Raw genomic sequence first — 24,393 nt, 5'->3', positions numbered from 1 at the left:
ACCGGGCCTGGCCCGAAACTCTACTAACCCGAAAACGTTTGAATGGACATCGTGGCTCGCAGTATTTACATCACCAGTGCCGAAGGTAATACCGGCAAATCTTCGATCGCGCTCGGCGTGCTCGACACCCTCACCCATCTGGTGGAGCGGGTCGGGGTATTTCGACCGGTAGCCCGCACCGCGACCGAACCCGACTATGTCGTTGAACTTCTGCTGCGTCACCTTCAGGCCAATGCCGGCCCCGGTGTTGCGGCCGGGCAAACCTATGAGCAGAGCATCGGTGTCAGTTACGACGACGTCAACACCGACCCCGAGGCAGCCCTGGCCCGCATCGTTGCGCGCTACAAGGCGATCGAAGCGCTGTGCGACACGGTCGTCGTCATCGGCAGTGACTACACCGATGTCGGCAGCCCCACCGAACTCGCCTTCAACGCTCGCATCGCCGCGAACCTCGGTGCGCCCGTACTCCTCGTGCTCGGCGGTAGAGCCGGCCCCGGCGAGGGCGAACGCCTCGGGCAGAGCGACGCCCGCTCGGCCGTGGACATCGGCCACCAGACCGACGTTGCGCTGGCCGAACTACGCGACGAACACGCATCCGTTTTGGCGATCATCGTCAACCGGGCCGACGAAACGGCCCTGGCCGAGATCATCGACGCGGTGCGCGCCACGACCAACGCCCAGCCGGCGCGCTCGGGCGGAGCGTTCGGGGTGCCGATCTGGGCCATCCCCGAAGACCCCTACCTGGTGGCCCCGAGCATGCAGAGCATCATGGTGGCGACCGAGGGAACCCTGATCAAGGGCGACCCGGCGCTGCTGGCTCGCGAGGCGCTCGGTGTTGTCGTTGCCGCGATGTCGATGGTCAACGTGTTGCCGCGCCTCATTGAGGGCGCCGTCGTTGTTGTGCCCGGCGACCGTGAAGACGTGCTGCTGGCCGTGTTGCTCGCCAATGCTTCGGCCACGTTCCCGTCGATTGCCGGCATCGTGCTCAACGGCGGCTTCGAGCTGCCCGAGGCCATCCAACGCCTGATGGAGGGCCTCGCGCCCTCGCTGCCGATCATTATGACCAAGCTCGGCTCCTACGACACGACCATGCGCATCACCCGCACCCGTGGGCGACTCGCCGCCGATTCACAGCGCAAGCACGACACCGCACTGGCCCTGTTCGAGACGCACGTTGACGCCACGGCACTGCTCGACCGTCTCGACGTGACCCCGACCGAGGTCGTCACCCCGCTCATGTTCGAGTACGCGCTGCTCGAACGGGCACGCAGCAACCGCAAGCACATCGTGCTGCCCGAAGGGGAGGACGACCGTGTGCTGCGCGCCGCCGCCACCTTGCTGCGCCGCGATGTCGTTGAGTTGACCATTCTCGGTGAGGAATTCGAGGTGCGTTCACGCGCTATCGGCCTCGGCCTCGATATTTCCAAGGCCCAGGTGGTGAGTCCGTACGACGACGTGCTGCGCCTGAAATTCGCCAAAGAATACATGCACCTGCGTGCCCACAAGGGCATCACGCTGGACCAGGCCAACGAGGTTGTCACCGATGTGAGTTATTTCGGTACCATGATGGTGCAGCTCGGTCTCGCCGACGGCATGGTTTCCGGTGCCACCCACACGACCGCGCACACCATTCGCCCCAGCTTCGAGATCATCAAGACTCAGGACGGCGTCGGGGTGGTGTCGAGCGTCTTCCTGATGGCGCTGGCCGACCGCGTGCTCGTCTACGGAGACTGCGCCGTCATCCCCGTGCCCACCGCGGAGCAGCTCGCCGACATCGCCATCTCCGCCGCCGCGACGGCCGTGCAGTTCGGTATCGAGCCGCGCATCGCGATGCTGTCCTACTCCACCGGATCCTCCGGTGAGGGCGCCGACGTCGACAAGGTGCGCACCGCAACCGCTCTCGTGCGTGAACGGCGCCCCGACCTGCTCGTTGAGGGCCCGATTCAGTACGACGCTGCAGCGGATGCCGCGGTCGCGGCCACAAAGATGCCCGGTTCGAGCGTGGCCGGCCGCGCCACGGTGTTCATCTTTCCCGACCTCAACACCGGCAACAACACCTACAAGGCGGTGCAGCGCAGCGCCGGTGCCGTCGCGATCGGCCCGGTCTTGCAGGGCTTGCGCAAGGCCATCAACGACCTGTCCCGCGGCGCCCTCGTGCAGGACATCGTGAACACCGTCGCCATCACGGCCATTCAGGCGGCCGGGCTGGCCGGTGCAGCAGGCTCCGAAACGCCGGCGCTCACCACGTCGAACGGAGTGACCCGATGACCGCGGTTCTGGTCGTCAATTCGGGCTCCAGCTCGTTCAAGTACCAGCTCATCGAAATGGACACCGAGACCACTTTGGCCAGTGGCCTGGTCGAACGCATCGGCGAGGTCGTCGGCGACGCCGTGCACTCCATCGCCGGGGTGAAAGCCGCGGTATCGGCGGCCGAGGCGGCGGCGGAGACGCACAATCCGGCATCCGCTGATCAAAAATGGAAGCGTGAGCTGCCCATTCCCGACCACACGGCCGGCTTCGCCGTGATGCTCGAAGCCTTTGCGACGCACGGGCCGTCGCTCGCCATGCACACGCCGGTGGCCATCGGGCACCGGGTGGTGCACGGCGGAGCACGTTTTCACCAGCCGACCCTGGTGACGCCGCAGGTTGAACGCGATATCGACGAGTTGTCCGGGCTGGCGCCGCTGCATAATCCCGGTGCCCTGCAGGGGATCGTCGCGGCCGTTGCCGCATTTGCCGATATACCGCACGTGGTCATCTTCGACACGGCGTTTCATCAGACGCTGCCGCCCGAGGCCTTCACCTACGCGATCAACGCCGATTTGGCCGAGCGGTTTCGTATTCGGCGCTACGGTTTTCACGGAACGAGTCACGGTTTCGTTTCGCGGGAAGCCGCAAATTTTCTGGACCGCCCCATTGAAGACCTCAACCAGATCGTGCTTCACCTCGGCAACGGCGGATCGGCCTGCGCCGTCGCAGGAGGTCGTTCGGTTGAGACCAGCATGGGGATGACTCCGCTGGAGGGCCTGGTCATGGGAACGCGGTCGGGCGATATCGACCCGGGAGCGCTCTTTCACCTGCACCGTCGGGCCGGCCTCGACTTTGCTGAACTCGACAAGCTGCTCAACCGGGGCAGCGGTCTGCTTGGGCTCACCGGCCGGGGCGACATGCGCGACGTTATCGTGGCCGCGGCCGCGGGAGACGGACCGTCGCAGCTCGCGATCGACGTGTACGTGCACCGGATCAAGGGCTATGTCGGAGCGTATTACGCGCAGCTGGGGCGCGTTGACGTGATCTCGTTTACCGCCGGAGTGGGCGAGAACGCGCCGCTCGTGCGCGAGCGTGCCCTCGCCGGGCTGGAGGCGCTGGGGATCCGCATCGATCCGGTGCGCAACAATTCCGCCGAACGGGGTGCCCGCGTGATCAGCGCCGATGATTCTGCGGTCACCGTGCTGGTGATTCCGACCAACGAGGAGCTCGAGATCGCCCGCCAGACGCTCGCTACTGTCGCTCCGGAGTAACTACGAGTTGGAGATCGTGCAGGTTCCCGTGCCGATCAACAACGGGAACGTGCCGTGGGCGCTCGAAACCAGCGAGACCCAGCCACTGGAGTGCACGGCCGCCACACCGACATCGGCCGTGCCGCCGAGCAGCCCGCCCAATAGTGAGCCTTGGAACGTTGAAGTGTAGGTGCCCGAGGAGGGCCCTGTCGTGGTCACACCGTTCCCAAGTAACACGGAGGCAAGACCGAGAATGCCCGAGCTTGAGAAGTAATACCGGGCGTCTGAGCCGGTGAACCCGGTCACCGGGTAGTGCCAGGTAATCCTGATTCGCGGCGTCAGGCTCAGCGATACCAGCAGGCTCGACGCCACACACGTGTCAATGACGGGTGCGGGCACCACGAAGGCGGTCAGCGTGGCTGTCGCGTGCTCGGCATCCGCAAAACTCGCCTCGGTCACTGCTGATGTCGGTAGCCCGACGAGCAGGACGGCAGTCACCGCGAACCCGACCGCGGCGGTGCGACCCGCGCGGGCGCTCATTGAAGCTGCGGTTCGGGCTCGGCCGGCCACCAGCGGCGGGTGAGACGCGCTAGGCCCGCCGTGGCGAGGCCAAGCGTAATGGCGCCACCCGACACGATCGCGGGCAGGTAGATATTCGTTCCGGTGCCGGGCAGGGATGCAACCCGTGCCGGGGATGCGGTGAGTTCGCCGCTGGCCCCCGATGCGCGAAGCCGAAGCTGAACGGTCTCCGCTCCGATGTCGTTCGAATGATTCCGCCAGAGCCGGATCATGAACCAGGTGTTCTCTGCAGCGTCAAACTGGGCCAGTTGCCGCGATATGCCGTCGACCGGAACGGCGGCCGGTGCACTGATCAGGGTCGCCCCCGATGCGCAGGAGTGATGTACCCAGCGTTCGGGGCAGCTGCTGATGGTGTCGAAGAGGCCGAGCAAGGAACTGCCGGTCCCGATCAGGTTCACGACGACGCTTCCCGTCTCGGTCGTGGTGGAGGTGACCCCGACCTGCCACTCCACCGAATCGGTCCAGCTGACCCGCGCCATTTCCGCCTGATCACCGATCGACAGTAGTTCCAGGTTGCTGCCGCGAATGATCTGTTCGCTCGGACTCGACGGGCGCACCGGTGGGGCATCAGAAGCAGCGTGCGCCGCCGGCGAAACGATGAGTCCCGACGCGCACAGGGCCAGGGCCGCCGTTACGATCGACCCGGACTCTGGTCCCGAAGCCGGTGGTACCTCGGTAACCATCACGGGTTGGTGCTTCACCGGCGCCACGGCCGTTCTGTTCGGCGGCGTCGCGGCAACGAGCTTCACGGTCGTCGATGACTCGACCATCACGGCGGTGGCTCCGGCCGGCGTCGGAACGGTCGACGTGACCGTCGTGGGTTCCGCAACGTGCGGCACCGGCGAGCTCACGGACGGGTTCGAATACGTTCCCGCGGCAGTCATCGTCACCCCCGCTGCGGCTGCCAACGCGGGCGGTGACCTGGCCAGTACCGGATTCAACGGAACCCTGGCCGCCGGTTTCAGCGTTCTCGTTCTCCTCCTCGGCGCAGCGCTGCTGACAATCAGAGGGCGCAAGTTGCACCTTCTCTCCTAGACCCGTGCGGCCCCGGCCGACCCCCCGCCGCCGGGGCCGCACGTTTTCCCGTCCCTCCTAGACTCGTGCGGTTCCGGCTTCCTCTGGAGCCGCACGTTTTACGCATCACCCCTAGACCCGTGCGACCCCGGCGACCCCCCGCTGCCGGGGTCGCATGTTTAGTTTCCTGCTCTTACCCGGGCGTGTGTCACTCCTCTTAATAGGGGTGCCCTGTTGCGGCCCGGCATTGTCTGCATGCGGCTCCCGCGCGCGGGCGAGTGTCGGTGCGGGCAAGTACCATTGAGAACGTGGTTACCGCCCTGTATCGCCGCTACCGGCCAGAGACTTTTGCTGAGATGATCGGCCAGTCCCAGGTGACTGAACCCCTGATGACTGCCTTACGCACGAACCGGGTGAATCATGCCTATCTGTTCAGCGGCCCGCGCGGCTGTGGCAAGACCACCAGCGCGCGCATTCTGGCGCGCTGCCTCAACTGTGCTGAGGGCCCCACCGATACCCCGTGCGGCGTCTGCCCGAGCTGCGTTGAGCTCGCCCGCGGCGGCGGTGGTTCCCTCGACGTCGTCGAGATCGATGCGGCCAGCCACAACGGCGTCGACGACGCCCGCGACATTCGAGAGCGTGCCATTTTCGCGCCCGCGCGCGATCGCTACAAAATCTTTATTCTCGACGAAGCGCACATGGTGACGCCGCAGGGGTTCAACGCCCTGCTCAAAATCGTTGAAGAACCGCCGGAACACGTGAAGTTCATCTTTGCGACCACCGAACCCGAAAAAGTGATCGGCACCATCCGCTCGCGCACCCATCACTACCCGTTCCGGCTGGTACCGCCGGGGCCGATGCTCGAATACGTGCAGCAGATGTGCGACAGCGAAAAAATGGTCGTCGCCCCCGGCGTGCTGCCGCTCGTGGTGCGCGCCGGCGGAGGCTCGCCGCGTGACACCCTGTCTCTGCTCGACCAGCTCATGGCCGGTTCCGACGGACAATCCATTGAGTACGAGCGCGCCGTCGCCCTGCTCGGCTACACCAGTGCTTCCCTGCTCGACGAGGCCGTCGATGCCATCGGTGCCCGCGACCCTGCGGCGGCATTCGACGCGGTCGACCGGGTCATTCAGACCGGTCAAGATCCGCGCCGGTTTGTCGAAGACCTCCTCGAGCGCATGCGCGACCTCATTATCGTCGCCGCCACGAGCGTCTCAGGCGCTGCGGCCGTGCTGCGCGGCGTGCCGCAAGACGAACTCGAACGTATGAGCGCGCAGGCCGCCGCGTTCGGGCCGGCCGAACTCTCGCGTACCGCCGACATTCTCAACGCCGCGCTCACCGAGATGAGCGGGGCGACCTCGCCCAGACTCCACCTCGAGCTCATGATCGCGCGCGCCCTGATTCCCGCCACCGACGACACGACGCGTGGCGCACTGGCCCGGGTCGAGCGCCTCGAACGCCGTATCGGAGTCGACGGTGTCGCGCCGGTCGCCGTCGTTCCCGCTGTCGTTCCTGCTGCCGCTGCTGCCGTCGTTGCCCCTGCTGGTGCGGTGCCCGCTGTTGCTGAGCCGGCCGGCACCCGGGCGACGACGCCGGATCCGCCTGCGGTTGCAGTCCCTACTGCTCGTGCTGCTGCTACCACTGGTGCCGCTGCTACCACTGGTGCTGTTCCTTCTGCCGGTGCGCCGTCCGCTCCGCCGGTCGAGCAGGCTCCGACCGCCGCTCCAATCGTGTCCCGCCCCGCCGTCGTTCCCGGCACTCCGGTCTCGTTGCAGCAGATGAAAGACGCCTGGCCTGAGATTCTCGAAGCCGTACGCACCGAGAAGACCACGGCGTGGCTCGTCGTCTACACCGCGCACGTGCTCGGACTGAACGGCGATGTGCTCGCACTCTCGTTCCCGAGCCAGGCCGATGTCGACAGCTTCAAACAGCAAAAGGTAGCCGGCATGGGAACGAGCGACTTTCTGCGCACCGCAATCGTTGCCGTCCTCGGTCTGCGGGTCAAATTCATCGCTCGTGTCGATGCCACCCGCGAATCGCCCTCGGCCGGCGCCTCCGCGCCCGACTCGTCGCCCATCACCGCGGAGCCTGCGCCAGCGGCCCCCCAAGCGGAACGGTCCGAAGCCTCGCCAGCGTCTGCCGCAGTCGAGACTCGACCTGCCGGCACGGCCACATCGCCCGGGCAGGCACCCAACGGCACACAAACGGGGGCACCGGCACCGGGTGGTAGCGCGTCCCCGTCAACATCAACGGCCGCGTCAACCCCCGTTCAGGCGCCCACTCCCGTGCGGGCGCCAACGCCAACGCCCCCGTCCGGTGCTGCCGCCAAGCCGGCCGTTCCCGCCCCCACCGCACCGGCGGGAGCGTCCCCCGTGGCCAGCGCCACCAGCGGATGGGCGACCGTGGCGATTCCCGGCTCGGCTAACGGTCCGGCGGTACCAGCGCCGGCTGACGGCGGGGCTGACAGCGGCGCTGAAGTTGGAGCCGAGGGTGGAGGTGAAGTCGTGGCCACAGGCGGGAGCGGCGTTTCGGCGCAGGCCACAGCACCCGTGGCGGCGCAACCATCAGCAACTCCTGCGGTGCCGCCGTCGCCCGTTCGGACAGCTCCACCGTCGTCGAACCCTCAGCGCCCCGATGAGCCGCCCTTCGACGATGTACCCCCTCCGTTCGATGACGATGTGCCACCCGAGATGGATGGGCCCGCCGAGGAACGCGTGCACAACTACGCGTCGCACGCGGAGTCATCCGCTGCGCCGGTGAGCAGCGCGCGCGGCCAGCAGTCCTCCGGCCAGCAGTCCTCCGGCCAGCAGCCCTCCGACCAGCGCAGCGCGCCGACCCAGCGTCAGAATCCGAACGCGTCCCCACAACGTGCTGGCGCAAAAGACCCGACCCGGGCGCCGTCTTTCACCGAGAAACAGCGTTACGGCGAGGCCGTTGTACGCGAAATTCTCGGCGCCACCTTCATCGAAGAGCAGCCGTACATTGCGGCGTCCCGAACCAGAAACGACAATTAGACCATGTATGAAGGCATCGTTCAGGAACTGATCGACGAGCTGGGCCAGCTTCCCGGCATCGGCCCAAAATCGGCCCAGCGCATCGCGTTCCACATCTTGCAGACCGAGAAATTCGATGTGACGCGGCTCGCCAACGTGCTGCTCGAAGTGCGCGACAAGGTGCGCTTCTGCGACATCTGCGGCAACGTCTCCGAACAGCCGACGTGCCTGATTTGTCGCGATCCGCGCCGCAACCCCGCCTCGATCTGCGTGGTGGAAGAGGCCAAAGATGTCGTCGCGATCGAGCGCACCCGCGAGTTCAAGGGCCTGTATCACGTGCTTGGCGGTGCGATCAGCCCGATCGACGGAATCGGGCCCGATGACCTCCGCATTCGCCAGTTGATGCAGCGCCTCGCTGACAACACCGTGCAGGAGGTCATCATCGCGACCGACCCGAACCTCGAGGGGGAGGCGACCGCCACCTATCTTTCGCGCCTGCTCACGACGCTCGAGATTAAGGTCACCCGCCTCGCATCCGGGCTGCCGGTCGGTGGCGACCTCGAATATGCCGATGAGGTCACCCTCGGCCGCGCCTTCGAGGGCCGCCGCGAGGTCACCCACTAGCCCGCGCCTTCCCGCCGCGCCCGCCCGCCCGTCCGTATTGCCCGGGCCCGGGCCCGGAAACTGGGCCCATGATAGATGGTGGGCCCAGTTCCCGAAGGTGGGCCCGGCGAACGGATACACCGCTCTCGGCACACGCGCTGCGTCACATGGTGGGCGCCGGGAGCACCAGCATTTAGGATAGGAACTTGGACGCGGTGCGCAGTACAGGCCCGCACACCCCCAACTCAGGAGTCATATGAGCTTGATCGTGCAGAAGTTCGGCGGGTCATCCGTCGCCGATGCCGAAAGTATCAAGCGGGTCGCCAAACGCATTGTTGACACCCGCAAGGCCGGCAACGAGGTTGTCGTGGCCGTTTCGGCGATGGGCGACAGCACCGACGAGCTGCTCGACCTGGCCCACCAGGTCACCCCGCTGCCCGCCCCGCGCGAGCTCGACATGCTGCTGACCGCGGGCGAACGCATCTCGATGGCGTTGCTCGCGATGGCCATCAAGAGCCTCGGCTACGATGCCCGCTCCTTCACCGGCAGCCAGGCCGGCATGATTACGGATGCCCGCCACGGCTCCGCGCGCATCGTCGACGTCACGCCCGGACGCATCCGATCGGCCCTCGACGAGGGAGCCGTCGCCATCGTCGCCGGCTTCCAAGGGTTCAACCGGGACACGAAAGACATCACCACCCTCGGCCGCGGCGGCTCGGACACCACCGCCGTTGCGCTTGCGGCTGCCCTCGGTGCTGACATTTGCGAGATTTACACGGATGTCGATGGCATTTTCACCGCCGACCCCCGCGTCGTTCCCCGCGCCCGCAAACTCGAGCGGGTCACGAGCGAAGAAATGCTCGAGCTCGCCGCTGCGGGAGCCAAAGTTCTGTATATTCGCGCTGTGGAATATGCCCGCCGCCACGGTGTGACCCTGCACGTGCGGTCGTCCTTCACCAACAGCACGGGCACCATCGTGTACAACGCCGCGACCGCGCGAGAAAATGGAGAAATCGTGGAAGAGCCAATCATCGCCGGAATCGCCGCTGACCTGAGCGAAGCGAAGGTCACCGTCGTCGGTGTGCCCGACATTCCCGGCAAGGCCGCGCTGATCTTCAAGATCGTCGCGCGCACCAACGCCAACGTCGACATGATCGTGCAGAACGTGTCGGCGGCCTCGACCGGGCTGACCGACATCTCGTTCACGCTGCCCAAATCGGAGGGTCAGCAGGTACTCACCGCGCTGACCAACGAGAAGGAACTGATCGGCTTTAAGAGCCTGCAGTACGACGACCAGATCGCCAAGCTCGCCCTGGTGGGCGGCGGCATGCGCACCAATACCGGTGTCTCGGCGAAGCTGTTCGAGTCGCTCTACGAGGCCGGAATCAACATCGAAATGATCTCCACGAGCGAGATTCGCATCTCGGTCGTCACCCGCGCCGACACCATCAACGAGGCCCTCCGCGTGGTGCACACCGCGTTCGGCCTCGACGGCGAGATCGAAGCCGTCGTGCACGGCGGCACCGGCCGCTAGCCGCACCCGCCCACACCCGCCCACACCCGCACCCCCGTCCCGAAGCCCGCCCCCGCCATCCCCTGATACGCACCCCGCCAGCACATCCCCGTCGCATAACTCCTGCAATTTGTTCCGGTACTTTAGAACTCCCCGGAATCACGCGGGAGTGAAGCGCCGGGCGGCGAATTTGCAGGAGTTATGGGCGGGGGCGGGGGAACCTCGCAGTATGAAGTGCCCGTGAGGGCGACAGACGTTAGGAATAACACGTGACCACCTCAGCCAGCACAGTCGGCATCAATATCGGCGTCGTCGGCGCCACCGGACAGGTCGGCGCCGTGGTGCGTCGGCTGCTCGAGGAGCGCGACTTTCCGGTCAAGAGCATCCGCTTCTTCGCCTCGGCGCGCTCCGCCGGCACCACCCTCGCGTTCAAGGGCGTGCCGATCACGGTGGAAGACGCCTCGACCGCCGACCCGACCGGCCTCGACGTAGCGATCTTCTCGGCCGGGGCCACGCTCTCCAAGGCGCAGGCGCCCCGCTTCGCAGCGGCCGGTGTGCTCGTGGTCGACAACTCCTCGGGCTGGCGCATGGACCCGGACGTTCCCCTCGTCGTGAGCGAGGTCAACCCGGAAGCCATCAAGCAGGCCGTCAAGGGCATCATCGCCAACCCGAACTGCACCACCATGGCCGCCATGCCCGTGCTCAAGGTATTGCACGATGAGGCCGGGCTGCAGCGGCTCATCGTGAGCACCTATCAGGCGGTCTCCGGCAGCGGTCTGGCCGGCGCGTTCGAACTGGCCAGCCAGGTGCGCGTTGCCGCGCAAGACGAGAACCTGTTTCAGCTCGTGCACGACGGCAGCGCCGTCACCCTGCCCGCGCCCACCATCTACGCCCGCCCGATCGCCTTCGACGTCATTCCGCTGGCCGGCTCCATCGTTGATGACGGCCAGTTCGAGACCGACGAAGAAAAGAAGCTGCGCAACGAGAGCCGCAAGATTCTCGGCCTGCCCGACCTTCTGGTCTCCGGAACCTGCGTGCGCGTGCCCGTCTTCACCGGCCATTCCCTCTCGATCAACGTCGAGTTCGCCAACCCGATCAGCGTCGCGCGCGCCCAGGAGCTGCTCGCCACCGCGCCCGGCGTGGAGCTGACCGATATTCCCACCCCGTTGCAGGCGGCGGGGCAGGATGCGAGCTTCGTCGGTCGAATCCGACAGGACGAAGGCGTAGCGGATGGCCGTGGCCTGGCCCTCTTCATCAGCAACGACAACCTGCGCAAGGGTGCCGCACTGAACGCCGTGCAGATCGCCGAACTCATCGCCGCTGACCGCGTCGCCGCCTAATTCGAGTCGCCGCCGCACGCGAATCCGTCACTCCGTTATGACGAATCCACGCCGCAGGCCGCCATCGCGAAGCAATTCGCGTAGGCTTTGACCGCGTGAGTCGAATTGGGGTAGAGGGCGTGCTACAGCGCGTTTCGTTCGGTGTGTTCGGCGTGCTCGGCCTGGTGTTCATCGTCGGCTCGATCGGCGTGATCGCCGCAGACCCCAGCACCCGTGCGCCGGCCGTTTTGGCCGGGTTGCTCTGCGTGATGGCGCTCGAAATTGCCTGGATCCGGGTCGGCAGCGTCGCGCACCGGTCGCCGGCCATGAGCCTGCCGGTTTTGGTCGTGCCCGCCCTGACGCCGGTTCTGCCCGATCAGGCCATCATCGGCGTCATCATGCTCGGTGTCTTCATGGCACTCCTGGCCGAGTCTCGCCGCCTCGACGTGTCCGTCTACAGCGCGGGACTGGCCGGTACGGCGAGCCTGTTCTACATTCTGATCGAGTGGTTGCTCACCCTCGTTGCTGTTGGGCCCGTGCCGGCGGCGGGGGTGGCATCCGCTGGATACGTCATGTTTGTCTTGGCCGTCGAGGTGCTGCGAATGCGGCTGATCGATGCGCCATCCGATCGTGGCGGACGCCCCCTGATCTCCCCGCTGCGCCTGTCGCTGCTGATATTTGTTCTCGCCACCCTGGCAATGGCATCGGTGTATTGGGCCGACGCGGGGCTTCCGACCCCGGGTATCGGCCGCACGGCGCTGCAAACCGCGGGGGGCACGCTGCTGGGCAGTCTCGTGGTGGCGCTGGTAGCCATCGTGGCGCGCACGGTGTTGCACATGCGGCGTCGACTAAGCGGCCTCGTGCTGGGCAGCAGCATTCTCAGTGCCACCCGAAGCGGCGATTCAACGGCTGACGTGGCCGAGTCGCTGTGTGAGGCCGTGTCCGTTGCGGTCGGCGTGCAGTCCGTCGCGTTGCAGGCGGAGCCGGCTGCGACCGGTCAGATCGGCACCCGGATCAGCTTCACCGACGATGACGCGAGATTCGTCGTCGCCCGCCGTGACCTCATGGACGGTGCCTTCACCCGCGTCGATCGCCGTGCGTTCGAGGCCCTCGCCGCCACGGCCGAACTGGTTATGCAGGCCAGACGAAATTTGGATGGCATCACCGCGCGCGCCAATACCGACGCGCTCACCGGCCTGCCCAACTACGGTGCATTTCAAGAGGCTCTCGACACGATCAACAGTAAACGCGGTGAAGCCGAGGCCATCGCGGTCTTGTTCATCGACCTCGACGCGTTCAAACACATCAACGACACGCACGGACACCAGGCGGGGGATTCGGTGTTGCAGGTCGTTGGCCAGCGGATGCGCCAGGCCGTGCGCCCGCACGACGTGGTCGCTCGCGTCGGCGGCGACGAATTCGTGATCATTCTCACCCGGCTCTCCGCCGTGTCCGAAGCGGTCGGTCTGGCCGAAACCATTCTCGCCGCGGCCACCCTGCCGATTTCCCTCGGCGAGATCACCCTCTCCCCGCGACTCAGCATCGGGCTGGCCTTCTCGGCCCTTGCTGAAACGGATGTTGCGGAGCTGGTTCTCGACGCCGACGAGAGCATGCTCGTGGTGAAGAAGGCGCGGCGTCGGGGAACCGCCGCCGCGGCCAGCAGCATCCACATTTCGGCCCACCGTTCTTCGCAGTACAAAGCCGACGTGGCGCGGGCGATTGACCACGACGAACTCGACGTGGCCTACCAGCCCATCGTCAGCCTGGTCACGGGCAAGATTTGGGCTTTCGAGGCGCTGCTGCGCTACGTCGACCCGGAATTCGGGGCGATATCCCCGCCGGCTCTGGTCGAGCAGGCGAAGAACCTCGGGCGGTTTGATCTGCTCACCCGCCAGATTGCCGTGCGCGCCATGGCAGCGGCAGCAGAATTTCGCCTCGCCGAACCGGCAATCGTGTGTATGGCCATCAATGTGGATGCCGATCAGATTGCCCAGGACCGGTTGGGCGCGTTCTTCGAAGACCTCTTTCTGCAGCACCCGGGCATTTCACTCTGCCTCGAATTCAACGAACGTTCAGCCGTGCGCGTGTCGCCATCGATTCGCCAGCAGGCCGACCGCCTGCGTGATCTGGGCATTCTCATTGCCCTTGACGACTACGGATCCGATGACTCTTCCGTGGATTCACTCGTGCGGGTGCCGATGGACATCCTCAAGATCGACCGCAGTCTCGTCGACGACCTCGATGACATCCGCCAACGCGAGGTGCTCACAGCGCTGCAGGGTTTCGGCGACAATCTCGAGTACTCGATGATCGTCGAGGGGGTCGAAGACGAGGCAATGGCCGACCAACTGGCCAGGCTCGGCATTCGCAGCGCCCAGGGCTTTCACTTCGGAGTGCCGCAGACCTTCGTCGAAACCATTGCGCGACTCGATGCCTTCGGTGCGCAGGCGGTGCGCCCGGCGCGCCCGGATGACCCGCCGCGGCCCACGAACACGGTGCGGGTTGATCGTCGATCCGCGATGACCCACCACCAGTAAGCGACCGTTCGTGACCAACCTCGGCCACATCGACCACGCGCAGCGATTGCGGGTCGAACGTTCCGTCTTCATATCGCAGCTGCTCGTTACCGGCGCGACGCTCCTGCTTCTGGGCGTTGCGGGTCTTTTCAACCCCGGACTGTTTGCGAACTCCCTGTTTTTGGCCGGCGTGCTCATCGTGTTTCTGGCCACCGGCCTCGCCGCGGCAATACCGTGGCGTCGCATCAGCAAGAACTGGGTGGTGGTGCTTCCCCTGCTCGACATTGTCGGACTCGTCACCGCGCGTGAGGGCGAACCGCTGATGGGTACGACATTTCTGCTCGTGCTCCCGGTGATCTGGTTGTCGACGCACTATCGCGGGGTTGGTGCTGCCGGCAGCGTCATCGTCACCACCGTTTTGCTGTGGACGGCGGGTGTCGTGCGCGCAGAGCCGCTGTCCAGCGAAGAAATTCCCCGGCTTGCCATCGTGCCCATCGTGTTGGTCTTTGTGGCCGTGACGACGTACACGACAACGCGCCGCGCTGCCGCCCAGCGGGTGCTGCTCACCCAACAGTCGGTGCTGTTCGAGAGCGCGCTGCGACGATCGCGGCGCCAGGAGCAAACCCTCGACGAGATCTTCAACACGGTGGACTTCGGCGTGATCGGCTTCGACCGCAACGCCCGGCCGAACCTCGTCAACCGTGCCCAGCACGACATGTTCGAGCAGTTCGGGGTTCGTGGCGGTGATGTGTCGAAGCTGGTCATTTATCACACGGATCAGGTGACCCCCTTTGCGGCCGGTGAGCGACCGTTCGAGCGAGCCCGGCGCGGAGAAACGGTCGACCGCACAGTATTTTGGATCGGCGAACAGGGCACGCAGCAGTCGGCCGTGCTGGCATCGGCACGTCCGATTCTCGACGAAAATGACCAGTACGACGGCGCGGTGCTGATCTCGCGAGATGTCACCGCCGAACTGCGCGCGGTCAAGGCCAGGGACGACCTGGTTGCTTCGGTGTCCCACGAGTTGCGCACCCCCCTCACCTCCATCATGGGCTACCTGGAATTGGCCCTCGACGACAACAGTCTCGATGGCTCAACCCGGCGCATGCTCGAGGTTGCGACCAAGAACTCCGACCGGCTCCTCACGATGGTGAGCGACCTGCTCACGACGGCCAGCGCCGCGGGGGAGGGCCTGCACCTGCACCTCGCCCCGTGTGACCTGGCCGTGATTGTGCACGATGCCGCCGAAGCGATCCGCCCGATGGCCACCAATCGCAGCATCGCTGTCGTCGTGCGTGACCTCCCGCCGGTTCTTCTCACAGCGGATGCCTTTCGCCTGCGCCAGGTGATCGACAACCTGTTTTCGAACGCCGTCAAATACAACATCGCGCGCGGTGTCATCACCGTTGCGCTTGTGGACATACCCGATCACATTGAGATTCGCATGACCGATACCGGTCGGGGCATGACCCCGGACGAGCAGACCAATCTGTTCGACCGATTTTATCGGGCCGACTCAGTGCGGGGCTCCAGCGTGCACGGTACCGGGCTCGGGCTCAATATCAGCCGAGACATCTGCCGGCAGCACGGCGGCGACCTGCGCCTGGAATCGACGCCGGGCCGGGGTACGACGGCCATCATGACGCTTCCCCGCCCGAGCTGATCCGCGTGACCCCGACCCGAAAGGCGCGACGCGCATGAATCTCGATTCCCACACCCTGCAGACGATGAACGGCGTTGTCGTCGCGCTCTGCACCGTCGGCTTCACCCTGAACACCGCGTTCAAACTCAATGACACAGCCGGGCGCATGTGGAGCCTGGCCTACGTGGCCGGAATGATGACCATTGTCGCTCATGCCGTCGGTGGTCAAGAGCCGACGACGGGCTGGGCGAACCTGGTCGGTAATATCACCGTGGTTGTGGCCGTCGCGGCGGTCTGGGCCGGTGCCCGCCGTTTCAACGGCCGCCGAGTGAGCCCCTATATCGCCGCCGGGATGGCTGCGCTGGGGCTGCTCACCATCGTCACGACCCTGATAGACGGCTCAGGGGCCCATCCCACCAGTTCGGTCGTGGTGTCGCTGAGCGTTGCCCTTCTGGCCGTGTTCGGCGGAGCGGAATTCGTGCGCGGACGGCTGCGACGCAATCTCAACGCACGCATCGTGGCGGTCACGCTCGGCCTGGCCGCGCTCGCCGCCGCACTGCGCGCACTCATGTTTCTCGCGGATGGCTTGACGGGCACGGTCTTCACCACCCAGATTCATTCAATTTTCGTGTCGACGATGACGCTGTGCCTGGTCACGCTCGGCACGATCGCCCTATCGGTGCTGCGTGCGGAGAGCATATCGGGAAGCGCCGTCGGCGACCTGACGGATGGCATCCACTCGGCGGCTGGTGTGCTGTCGAACACGGCATTCACCCAGGCGGCGACCGACCACCTCGCCCGGGCCGAAGAAGCCGACGTGGCTCTCGCGCTGATCGGCGCCGACATCGACAACCTGCCGGAGATCAACACGGCCTTCGGCCGGATGGCGGGGGACGAGGCGATTGCCCGGTTTGCCGCGAAGCTTCGTGGCAGCGCTCCGGTGATGTCGCTCATTGGGCACCGGTCGAGTGGGCGCTTTCAGGTGCTGGTGGTGGCGGCCGCCGGCTATCTGGCCCATGATCTGGCCGAACAGATGCAGATCGCCTTGGTCGAGGAACCGTTGCACGGAACCGCCCTCATTCGACTGACCGCGAGTTTCGGCATCGCCAGCACGGGCGATCACGGCTACTCGCTGTACGCACTTGACGTGGCCGCGACCGCCGCAATCGATACGGTGAAAGCGGATGGCGGCAACGGCGTCGCCCTCGACCCCGCACCGGGCGCCGCCAATTCGGCACCTTGATCCGATCTTGAGCAAGTCTTGCAGCAGATCAGGCGCTAATTTCCCCTGCCGGCGGCGTCTTGATGGCAGGGTTAAGGAGATGAATTCTCACCTCCCCGATGACGCCCTGGCGCGTCGATGCCGGCACCCTGTGGTGCCCCTGGTGGACGTGGCGAGCTTGCACGAACTCTGCCAGGATCTTGGCGGCGACGTGCGAATTCAGAAGCGATTCGTGAACGATTTCATTGCCCTATGGCAGCCGCGAGCGGTGCGCCTCGGCACGGCACTGGCCGCATCAGACGTGGAAGCGGCCGACGTGGTGCTTCTGAGCATCCGCTCGAGCAGCACCATGCTGGGGGCCCGGCGGCTGGAATCCTTCGCCACCCAGTTGCACGGCGCGTTGCGCGCGCGCGACCTATCGGCCTGTGCGCGGCAGCTGCCGCAGCTCAGCCTCGTCGGCAGCGATACCTGCCGAGCGTTGTCGCGCCACCTGGCGCGCGTACCGGACTAGTTCGCCGTGGCGTCGACCGCGGCGAGGCGATAGCCGACGCCCCGCACGGTTTCCAGCCAACGCGGAGCCGCGCTGCTATCGCCGAGCTTGCGCCGCAGGTTGCCCATGTGCACCTCGACGGCACGCCGATCGGCCTCGTTAACCGGGTAGGCGCTTGCGTGGGCATCGCCGCGCAGCAGCAGGGCCAGATCATTCTTGCTGCGCACCGCACGCTGCGCGGCGAGTAGCGCCGCGAGCAGATCAAACTCGGTGCGCGTGAGCTCGAGCTGTACTCCGCCGAGTTGCACGATGCGCTCCATTTTGCTTAACCGCAGGCCGTTGTGGCTGAACCAGCCGTCAGCCGGCTCCGCTGGCGAAGCCTTGGGTGTCGTCGGCTCGGCGTCGCTCAGCGTGCCCTGATCAGCGATGGATGCCCCCGCGACCGTCCCCGCGGGCGTGGCGGCGGATTCTGCGGCGCTGGCGGCATCCGCTGTCACGGGGTGTCGGGGTCGACGCAGCATCGCCTCGATACGTGCGCGCAGTTCCCGCGGTCGAAACGGCTTGGTCAGGTAGTCGTCGGCGCCGGCCTCGAGCCCCATCAGGGTGTCGATCTCATCGTCGCGGGCGGTGAGCATGACGAGGTAGGTGGTGCTGAACGTGCGAATGCGTTTGGCCGTTTCGAAGCCGTCCATGCCGGGCATGCTCACATCGAGGGTCGTGACGATCGGGTTGTGGGCCCGCACCGCATTGATGCCGTCGAGCCCGTTGCCGGTCGCGATCGTCTCAAATCCGGCCTGCGTGAGCACGGCTTCGAGCAGGTTGCGAATGTCGGCGTCGTCTTCGATGATGACGGCAACGCGCCCCGCAGTATCTTCAATCCCCATCTACCCAGTATCGCCTATTCGGGGGTCGGGCCCGAAAATATTCTCGGCGCGGTCGGGCCCGGCGCGTGCCGTCGTTCAATCGGTCCGCTCCCCGCGCGGTCGGGCGCGTGCGTGGGCAGCGATACACTCGACAGTGTGAATTCTCAGGGAACCGTTGACGTAGTCCTCATTGGTGGCGGCATCATGAGTGCCACCCTCGGCACGCTTCTTAAGGAGCTGCAGCCCGACTGGCGCATCGAGGTGTACGAGCGTTTGGGTGAGCTGGCCCAGGAGAGCTCGAACCCGTGGAACAACGCCGGTACCGGCCATGCCGGGCTGTGCGAACTCAACTACATGCCGCAGGCAGCCGATGGTTCGGTCACCGCCGACAAGGCCGTCGTCATCAACGAGCAGTTTCAGATCAGCCGACAGCTGTGGGCGCACCTGGTGCAGATCGGTGCCCTGCCGGAACCGAACAAGTTCATCAACTCCACCCCGCACATGACCTTCGTGCACGGCAAAGCCAACGTGGAGTACCTACGCAAGCGCCACGCCGTGCTGGCCACCCAACCACTGTTCGCCGGCATGGAATTCAGCGACAATGTCGAGAAAATCGGCACCTGGACTCCGCTGCTCACCCGCAAGCGTCCGGCTGGCCAGAAGATCGCCGCCACGCGCATCGCGAGCGGTACCGACGTTGATTTCGGCGCCCTCACCCGCTTTCTGTTCGAGAACCTCGAAAAGCAGGGGGTCACGATGCACATGAACGAGCAGGTCGTTGGCCTGAAAAAGAATGCGGATGCCACCTGGCGGGTCAAGCTGCTGCGCCAGGTCGGTCAGACCCGCAGCACCGTCAACGCCCGCTTCGTCTTCGTCGGCGCCGGCGGTGGCGCCCTGGCGCTGCTGCAGCAGAGCGGAATCCCCGAAATCAAGGGGTTCGGCGGATTCCCGATCAGCGGACAGTTTCTGCGCACCACCAATCCGAAGCTCGTCGCGCAGCACCAGGCCAAGGTGTACGGCAAGGCCGCCAAGGGTGCGCCGCCCATGTCGGTGCCGCACCTCGACACCCGCGTCGTCGACGGCGAAATGTCGCTTCTGTTCGGCCCGTACGCCGGTTTCAGCCCGAAGTTCTTGAAGACCAGCACCTGGTTTGACCTGCCGTTCTCCATTCGCACGCACAACCTCGGCCCGATGCTCGCCGTCGCCCGCCACAACTTCGACCTCATGAAGTACCTCGTCGGCGAGGTGTTCGCTTCGCGCAACGCCAAGCTGAAGGCCCTGCGCGAATTCATCCCCGCCGCGGTCTCTGACGACTGGGAGCTCATCACGGCCGGCCAGCGCGTGCAGGTCATGAAGAAAGACGCCAAGCTCGGCGGCGTTCTGCAGTTCGGCACCGAGGTCATCACCTCCTCCGACGGCTCCATCGCCGGCCTGCTCGGCGCTTCGCCGGGAGCCTCGACGGCCGCCCCGATCATGGTTGACCTGTTGGCCCGCTGCTTCCCCGACCGCATTGATGGTTGGAAGCCGCGCATCCGCCAGATGATTCCGAGCTACGGCACCAAGCTGTCCGGCGATCCGGCCGCTGCCGCCGCCTCGCTCGCCGCTACCGCCGAGGTTCTGCACCTCAGCAACTAGCTCCAGAACTTCCCGCACCCGCTGCACGCGAGGGGACAGCTTCGGCCCCTTGGGACCGGTTCATGGGGCCGAACATGGCATCTCGCGAAGTTCATGGGGCCGAACGTGGCATTTCGCGAAGTTCATGGGGCCGAACGTGGCATCTCGCCCGCGCGACGAGGCGCACTGCCCGTGGACCTACCGGCAGGTCGAACGCGTCAACCGCACCGCCAAGGCGAGTGGGGCTGCCGGCAATGCCAGGTGCCCGGCGCCGCGCCTTGGAGTGCCGTGGTAGTTCGGTAGGAGAGACCTGTCAACCCCTTGAAAGCACGTAAGCGCAGAGGTTTACTTAAGGACCAAAGCGGCCCGGAGGCAGCAAAGTGAACCCGAACAATGACGTTTCGGATGCGGAGAACCTGCGCGAATTGCAGCTCGGCATCCTCCAGCTCACCCCCACGGAATGGCTAGTGCGAGACTCCGAAATGCCGGGCGATGACCCGACCGCCCTGCTCGGAGTGATTGAGCAGACCGGTGATGCCTACGAGGTCACGAAGCTCGGCGTGCTCGGCACGCGCTGGTTCTACACTTCGTTTGACCAGGCCCGGGCTTGCTTTCTGCTGCGGCGTGACCCGGCCGCAAGTTCGATGGCCCAGGCGGGCAGGTCGGCTGTCTCGCGCGTCACGGACTAGCGACACCGCGCGCCGATGCCGCGCGCCGATGCCGCGCGCCGATGCCGCGCGCCGACGCCCCGCGCCGACGCGCTGACCGGGTGTTGATGCGGGGAGTCGGGGCGGGGCATCGGGGCCGTGTGGTTGCCTACATGTCGCGGCTGTCGGCATCCGTTGTGGGATTGGTGCGCTGCTCTTCCTTCTTGACGGATGCTTCGGTGCGATCCAACAGATCGCTCACCTTGGTCTGGGCGACGGATGCGGCGTCGCGGGCGATGGACTCCGCCTGCGAGATGACCTTCTGCGTGGCCGGATCGCCCCACAGTTCATGGGCCTTCGCGGTGAGCCGGTCGTAGGCCTGACGCCCGGCCTTGGACCCGAGCACGAAGCCGGTCGCAGTGCCGGCGAGAAACAGTAATTTGCCCTTCATGGTGACTCCTCTGAGTTGGTGGGTAGTGAGCGGGTTAGGCGGTGGGCTCGTCGCGGTTGGGGTCTTCTTCGGCCACGTCGTGGCCGACCAGATCCGGATTCGACGGGTTGTCGGCGGGATCGATATCGGCGAGATCGATATTGTCCCGGTTGGCCTCGTTGTCGCGGTTGTCCTGGTCATCTTCGGCGTCGTTGTCTGGCTCGGCCGGGGTGGCCACGGCGGCTTCTCCGGGAGTCGACCCGTCGTCGCTCGGTGCCGGTCCGTCGGGCCCGTCGCTGGCGCTGGCGACCGGCACGGCCGAGCCGGCTCCCTTTGCGGTGCTCTCCGCGGCCGGGCCGTCGGGACCGTCGGGCCCCACCAGCTGGTCGGGATTGCTGGGCGTGCTCGGAGCGTCGGGCGGGTCGAGGGGCGGTTCTTGAACGGGGTCAGAGTCGTGGGTCACGGGCATACCTTTCGGACGGCGACGGAAACGCCCCAACGGGGCGGCAATCAAGTTATACCCCGAACGAGTGACATTCACTGAAATTTACGCCTCGTCACCGAGGAGGAGAGCGCGGAGTGCCGTTTCGGCCGACACGCGGCCTGCTGGATCGATGGTTTCACCGGCGCGAAACAGGTCGACAACTCGCGGGTCGACATAGCTCGTGCGGGCGATCGCCGGCGTGTTGCCGAGAACCTTGGCGGCTTGCCGCATCGCCTCGGCAACGGCACGGTCATCCGCGCGACGGCTGTGCGTGGCCGCGCTCGGCGCACGGGCAGCGGATGCCGCCGGCTCAGCCCCGGCGAGCGTCACCCGTGCCGCCAAAGCCTGCGCCAGGCTCTGCGCGGCAGCGATCGTGCCGCGCAGGGTACGAAAATCCTTCGCGCTGAACTCGCCGCCGGTGCGTTCCTTGATGAAATCGTTGATGTCCGCCGCCGTGATGGCGCCCTCGACATCGCCGTGCACCCACGACAAAAGCGGTTCGTTCGGCCGGTCGCGCAGCCGGTCGCGCAGGTAGGTCGCGAGGTCGGCATCCGTTATTACACCCTGAAACTGCTGCCCGCTCTTGGCCGGAAAATTCAACCGCACCACGTCGCCGCGCACCGTGACGTGCGAGCAGAGCAGCGTCGACAGCCCGTGGCTGCCGTAGGTGTCGGCGTAGCGCTCGCTGCCGATGCGCAGCGAGGCGAGGTCGAGCATCCGAAACGCGGCCGCGAGCGCCCGCGTGCGGGGTGGGCCGTCACCGCGCAACTCCCGCGTGACCTTGCTGCGCACCCGGGGCAGTGATGCGGCCAGTTGCAGGGCGCGCTCGAACTTGAGGCGGTCTTTCTGCTCGCGCCAGACCGGATGGTAGATGTATTGGCGACGCCCGGCGGCATCGATCCCGATGGCCTGGATGTGGCCGCGGGGGTGCGGCGAGATCCACACGTCGGTCCAGGCGGGCGGGATCGCGAGGGCGGCGAACTGCTCGCGCAGGTCCGTCTCGGTGACACGGTCTCCGCCCGGGTCGCGGTAGCTGAACCCCGACCCAGCGCGTCGCCGGGTGTACCCCGGACGGGTCGGGTCGCTGCGTCGCAGCCTGGTCATGCCCGTGCTCGCTGTGCTCGCATGACCGAAACATTACTGCGAGTCGCCCCGGTCAGCGCGAAGCGGATGCCGGATCGCGGGTTGGCACGCGTGGCGGCACTCGTTGGGGCCGTGAGCCCATGTAGATCAGGTGTCCGCTGCCGGAACTAGGTGTACCCAGCTTCGGCCCCTCGGGCGCGTGGGCTGCACGCGAAGGGACAACTTCGGCCCCTTGGGACGGGTTCATGGGGCCGAATGCGGCATCTCGCCGCGCGAGAAGCCCAGTTGCACGCGAGGGGACAGCTTCGGCCCCTTGGGGCCGTGGGGCGAACGCGAGGGGACAACTTCGGCCCCTTGGGCGCGTGGGCTGCACGCGAGGGGACAGCTTCGGCCCCTTGGGGCCGTGGGGCGAACGCGAGGGGACGACTTCGGCCCCTTGGGACGGGTTCATGGGGCCGAATGCGGCATGTCGCGAAGACCATGGGGCCGAATGAGGCATGTCGCGAAGACCATGGGGCTGAATGCGGCGGGAGCCGACCCGGTGCCGTTCACCCTGCTTGCCAGCCTGATCATCGGCCTGGGTGCCGTGGCTCTCACGGTCGGGCGTCGCCGCGGCCGCACCGGCCTGGTGCGCTGAGGCGCGGCATCCGTCGGTCATCCCATGGTGACCGGCGGATGCCGCCCGCGCGTTCCGACCGGCGGAATCCGCTTTGCTCCGGGTTTTTCGAGCACCACTTGCACTTTACTCGTAACTGTGTTCGACTTGAGTCATGCGGTGGAGTTCACAGAAACTACAAACTGAGCAGGTCAGCGCGCTGCCCGGCCTGGCTCGCCTGAACAACCTCGTGCGCAGCGTGCAAACGCCCGAGTTCGCCGGAATTACCTTTCATGAAGTGCTCGCCAAGTCCGCGCTCAACCGGGTTCCCGGGCAGAGTGCGCTGCCATTCGGGTACACCATCAACCCCTACCGTGGCTGTTCGCACGCCTGCACCTACTGTTTTGCGCGGCCCACGCACGAGTACCTCGACCTCGACGCCGGCAAAGACTTCGACAGCGAGATCATCGTGAAGGTCAATGTGGCCGAGGTGCTCAGACGCGAGCTGGCCAAGCCCACGTGGGGGAGGCATCCGGTTGCCCTCGGCACCAACACCGACCCGTACCAGCGCGCCGAGGGACGCTACCGACTCATGCCCGGCACTATCGCGGCCCTCGCCGACAGCAATACGCCCTTCTCCATTCTCACCAAGGGCACCCTGCTGCGCCGCGACCTCGACCTGCTCGTCGAGGCGAGCGCGCACGTTCCGGTGGACCTGGCCATGTCGATCGCCATTTATGACGACGAGCTGCAGCAGGCGGTCGAACCCGGCACCCCCACCACGAAGGCGCGCCTGGCCACGGTCACCGCCGTGCGTGAACGCGGACTCGACTGCGGCGTCTTTCTCATGCCGATTCTGCCGTTTCTCACCGACACCCGCGCCCACCTCGACGAGGCCCTGCGGCAGGCTAAGGCGGCCGGCGCAACGAGCGTGCTCTACAGCGGTCTCAATCTCAAGCCCGCCGTGAAGGACTGGTACCTGCACTGGCTGCAACGCGATCACCCCGAACTCGTCGGCCGCTACCGTGAGCTCTATGCCGGCGGCCAATACGCGCCCAAGGAATACCGCACCTGGCTCGCCGCCCGCATCAAGCCGCTCATCCGCGCACACGGTCTCGAGCGTGGCGTGGTCGACCCGGCTACCGGCGGCCTGCGGTCCAGCGCGCTGCCGGCGTCGCCCGAACGGATGCCCACCCGCCCCGCTACCCCGTCCGCGCGCCCCACGTTCACCCCCGCGCCCCGGTCGTTGATCGCCGCCGAACTCCCACCCGATCTAGCCCCCACCC

At 66.3% G+C, this 24,393-nt stretch carries 22 protein-coding genes; 16 read left to right on the top strand and 6 right to left on the bottom strand.

Annotated features, from left to right (window positions below):
- Positions 1-51 precede the first annotated feature (51 nt).
- Both pta and QMK22_RS12000 read left to right on the top strand, forming a co-directional pair.
- Positions 52-2,268 carry a phosphate acetyltransferase gene (gene pta, locus QMK22_RS12005; RefSeq protein ID WP_283497884.1) on the top strand — a complete coding sequence of 739 codons (2,217 nt, stop codon included), beginning with the start codon at positions 52-54 and terminating at the stop codon, positions 2,266-2,268.
- Positions 2,265-3,521 carry an acetate/propionate family kinase gene (locus tag QMK22_RS12000; RefSeq protein ID WP_283497883.1) on the top strand — a complete coding sequence of 419 codons (1,257 nt, stop codon included), beginning with the start codon at positions 2,265-2,267 and terminating at the stop codon, positions 3,519-3,521. The genes pta and QMK22_RS12000 overlap by 4 nt, the downstream gene beginning before the upstream one ends.
- On the opposite strand, the gene QMK22_RS11995 is transcribed toward QMK22_RS12000, so the two are convergent.
- Together QMK22_RS11995 and QMK22_RS11990 are read right to left on the bottom strand one after the other, a co-directional pair.
- A complete protein-coding gene (locus QMK22_RS11995; RefSeq protein ID WP_283497882.1) occupies positions 3,522-4,040 on the bottom strand; it encodes a hypothetical protein in 519 nt (172 codons plus the stop codon).
- A complete protein-coding gene (locus tag QMK22_RS11990) occupies positions 4,037-4,636 on the bottom strand; it encodes a hypothetical protein (RefSeq protein WP_283497881.1) in 600 nt (199 codons plus the stop codon). Before QMK22_RS11990 ends, QMK22_RS11995 begins: the two co-directional genes overlap by 4 nt.
- On the opposite strand from QMK22_RS11990, the gene QMK22_RS11985 reads away from it, so the two are divergent.
- The 9 genes from QMK22_RS11985 to QMK22_RS11945 all read left to right on the top strand — a co-directional run bounded on the left by QMK22_RS11985 (position 4,605) and on the right by QMK22_RS11945 (position 17,412).
- On the top strand, positions 4,605-5,114 hold the full coding sequence (locus QMK22_RS11985) for an IPT/TIG domain-containing protein (RefSeq protein ID WP_283497880.1): 510 nt from the start codon (positions 4,605-4,607) through the stop codon (positions 5,112-5,114). The genes QMK22_RS11990 and QMK22_RS11985 overlap by 32 nt on opposite strands.
- Before the next feature lie 287 nt (positions 5,115-5,401).
- Positions 5,402-8,107: a DNA polymerase III subunit gamma and tau gene (locus QMK22_RS11980; protein WP_283497879.1), complete on the top strand. Its 2,706-nt coding sequence runs from the start codon at positions 5,402-5,404 to the stop codon at positions 8,105-8,107.
- 3 nt (positions 8,108-8,110) lie between these two features.
- A complete protein-coding gene (gene recR / locus QMK22_RS11975; protein ID WP_283497878.1) occupies positions 8,111-8,710 on the top strand; it encodes a recombination mediator RecR in 600 nt (199 codons plus the stop codon).
- Between the two features lie 235 nt (positions 8,711-8,945).
- The gene (locus QMK22_RS11970) at positions 8,946-10,223 is read left to right on the top strand and encodes an aspartate kinase (protein WP_283497877.1); all 1,278 of its coding nucleotides are present in this window, start codon (positions 8,946-8,948) and stop codon (positions 10,221-10,223) included.
- A gap of 248 nt (positions 10,224-10,471) precedes the next feature.
- A complete protein-coding gene (locus QMK22_RS11965) occupies positions 10,472-11,542 on the top strand; it encodes an aspartate-semialdehyde dehydrogenase (RefSeq protein ID WP_283497876.1) in 1,071 nt (356 codons plus the stop codon).
- Between the two features lie 95 nt (positions 11,543-11,637).
- Positions 11,638-14,058: a putative bifunctional diguanylate cyclase/phosphodiesterase gene (locus tag QMK22_RS11960; protein ID WP_283497875.1), complete on the top strand. Its 2,421-nt coding sequence runs from the start codon at positions 11,638-11,640 to the stop codon at positions 14,056-14,058.
- Between the two features lie 10 nt (positions 14,059-14,068).
- Complete coding sequence (locus QMK22_RS11955) at positions 14,069-15,700, top strand: ATP-binding protein (protein WP_283497874.1); 1,632 nt, start codon at positions 14,069-14,071, stop codon at positions 15,698-15,700.
- Between the two features lie 34 nt (positions 15,701-15,734).
- Positions 15,735-16,922 (top strand): GGDEF domain-containing protein, encoded by a 1,188-nt coding sequence (locus QMK22_RS11950; RefSeq protein ID WP_283497873.1) that lies wholly within the window; start codon positions 15,735-15,737, stop codon positions 16,920-16,922.
- A 79-nt stretch (positions 16,923-17,001) separates the two neighbouring features.
- The gene (locus tag QMK22_RS11945) at positions 17,002-17,412 is read left to right on the top strand and encodes a hypothetical protein (RefSeq protein WP_283497872.1); all 411 of its coding nucleotides are present in this window, start codon (positions 17,002-17,004) and stop codon (positions 17,410-17,412) included.
- Here the strand turns inward: QMK22_RS11945 and QMK22_RS11940 are convergent.
- Entirely contained in the window at positions 17,409-18,275 is an 867-nt protein-coding gene (locus tag QMK22_RS11940; RefSeq protein ID WP_283497871.1) for a response regulator transcription factor, read from the bottom strand. The two genes, QMK22_RS11945 and QMK22_RS11940, sit on opposite strands and share 4 nt — an antisense overlap.
- Before the next feature lie 183 nt (positions 18,276-18,458).
- Between QMK22_RS11940 and QMK22_RS11935 the strand changes: the two genes are divergently transcribed.
- The 3 genes from QMK22_RS11935 to QMK22_RS11925 all read left to right on the top strand — a co-directional run bounded on the left by QMK22_RS11935 (position 18,459) and on the right by QMK22_RS11925 (position 20,557).
- Positions 18,459-19,889 (top strand): malate:quinone oxidoreductase, encoded by a 1,431-nt coding sequence (locus tag QMK22_RS11935; RefSeq protein WP_502857634.1) that lies wholly within the window; start codon positions 18,459-18,461, stop codon positions 19,887-19,889.
- Positions 19,890-20,025: 136 nt separating this feature from the next.
- Positions 20,026-20,163, top strand: coding sequence for a hypothetical protein (locus QMK22_RS11930; RefSeq protein WP_283497869.1), 138 nt, complete (start codon positions 20,026-20,028; stop codon positions 20,161-20,163).
- A gap of 85 nt (positions 20,164-20,248) precedes the next feature.
- Complete coding sequence (locus QMK22_RS11925) at positions 20,249-20,557, top strand: hypothetical protein (RefSeq protein WP_283497868.1); 309 nt, start codon at positions 20,249-20,251, stop codon at positions 20,555-20,557.
- Positions 20,558-20,684: 127 nt separating this feature from the next.
- Here the strand turns inward: QMK22_RS11925 and QMK22_RS11920 are convergent, their stop codons facing one another.
- From QMK22_RS11920 to QMK22_RS11910, 3 genes are all read right to left on the bottom strand, one after another.
- Positions 20,685-20,966: a hypothetical protein gene (locus QMK22_RS11920; protein ID WP_283497867.1), complete on the bottom strand. Its 282-nt coding sequence runs from the start codon at positions 20,964-20,966 to the stop codon at positions 20,685-20,687.
- A 34-nt stretch (positions 20,967-21,000) separates the two neighbouring features.
- A complete protein-coding gene (locus tag QMK22_RS11915) occupies positions 21,001-21,408 on the bottom strand; it encodes a hypothetical protein (RefSeq protein WP_283497866.1) in 408 nt (135 codons plus the stop codon).
- Positions 21,409-21,492: 84 nt separating this feature from the next.
- Positions 21,493-22,533: a DNA topoisomerase IB gene (locus tag QMK22_RS11910; protein ID WP_283497865.1), complete on the bottom strand. Its 1,041-nt coding sequence runs from the start codon at positions 22,531-22,533 to the stop codon at positions 21,493-21,495.
- A 469-nt stretch (positions 22,534-23,002) separates the two neighbouring features.
- On the opposite strand from QMK22_RS11910, the gene QMK22_RS11905 reads away from it, so the two are divergent.
- Both QMK22_RS11905 and QMK22_RS11900 read left to right on the top strand, forming a co-directional pair.
- Positions 23,003-23,149 carry a hypothetical protein gene (locus QMK22_RS11905; RefSeq protein WP_283497864.1) on the top strand — a complete coding sequence of 49 codons (147 nt, stop codon included), beginning with the start codon at positions 23,003-23,005 and terminating at the stop codon, positions 23,147-23,149.
- Positions 23,150-23,282: 133 nt separating this feature from the next.
- Positions 23,283-24,393, top strand: a 1,111-nt coding sequence (locus tag QMK22_RS11900; RefSeq protein ID WP_283497863.1) for an Rv2578c family radical SAM protein, incomplete at its 3' end; no start/stop codon positions are given.

Source organism: Cryobacterium sp. PH29-G1, assembly GCF_030063365.1.
Taxonomy (GTDB): domain Bacteria; phylum Actinomycetota; class Actinomycetes; order Actinomycetales; family Microbacteriaceae; genus Cryobacterium.
Note: the sequence above shows the minus strand (reverse complement) of the source record. Positions and strands in the feature narration are given on the sequence as shown.

What these genes read in the sequence shown, in the direction of transcription:
- QMK22_RS12000 (WP_283497883.1), top strand. Translation starts at nt 2,265, where the DNA reads ATGACCGCGGTTCTGGTCGTCAATTCGGGCTCCAGCTCGTTCAAGTAC.
- QMK22_RS11995 (WP_283497882.1), bottom strand. Translation starts at nt 4,040, where the DNA reads ATGAGCGCCCGCGCGGGTCGCACCGCCGCGGTCGGGTTCGCGGTGACT.
- QMK22_RS11985 (WP_283497880.1), top strand. Translation starts at nt 4,605, where the DNA reads ATGATCTGTTCGCTCGGACTCGACGGGCGCACCGGTGGGGCATCAGAA.
- recR (WP_283497878.1), top strand. Translation starts at nt 8,111, where the DNA reads ATGTATGAAGGCATCGTTCAGGAACTGATCGACGAGCTGGGCCAGCTT.
- QMK22_RS11970 (WP_283497877.1), top strand. Translation starts at nt 8,946, where the DNA reads ATGAGCTTGATCGTGCAGAAGTTCGGCGGGTCATCCGTCGCCGATGCC.
- QMK22_RS11950 (WP_283497873.1), top strand. Translation starts at nt 15,735, where the DNA reads ATGAATCTCGATTCCCACACCCTGCAGACGATGAACGGCGTTGTCGTC.
- QMK22_RS11945 (WP_283497872.1), top strand. Translation starts at nt 17,002, where the DNA reads ATGAATTCTCACCTCCCCGATGACGCCCTGGCGCGTCGATGCCGGCAC.
- QMK22_RS11940 (WP_283497871.1), bottom strand. Translation starts at nt 18,275, where the DNA reads ATGGGGATTGAAGATACTGCGGGGCGCGTTGCCGTCATCATCGAAGAC.
- QMK22_RS11935 (WP_502857634.1), top strand. Translation starts at nt 18,459, where the DNA reads ATGAGTGCCACCCTCGGCACGCTTCTTAAGGAGCTGCAGCCCGACTGG.
- QMK22_RS11920 (WP_283497867.1), bottom strand. Translation starts at nt 20,966, where the DNA reads ATGAAGGGCAAATTACTGTTTCTCGCCGGCACTGCGACCGGCTTCGTG.
- QMK22_RS11910 (WP_283497865.1), bottom strand. Translation starts at nt 22,533, where the DNA reads ATGACCAGGCTGCGACGCAGCGACCCGACCCGTCCGGGGTACACCCGG.
- QMK22_RS11905 (WP_283497864.1), top strand. Translation starts at nt 23,003, where the DNA reads ATGAGGCATGTCGCGAAGACCATGGGGCTGAATGCGGCGGGAGCCGAC.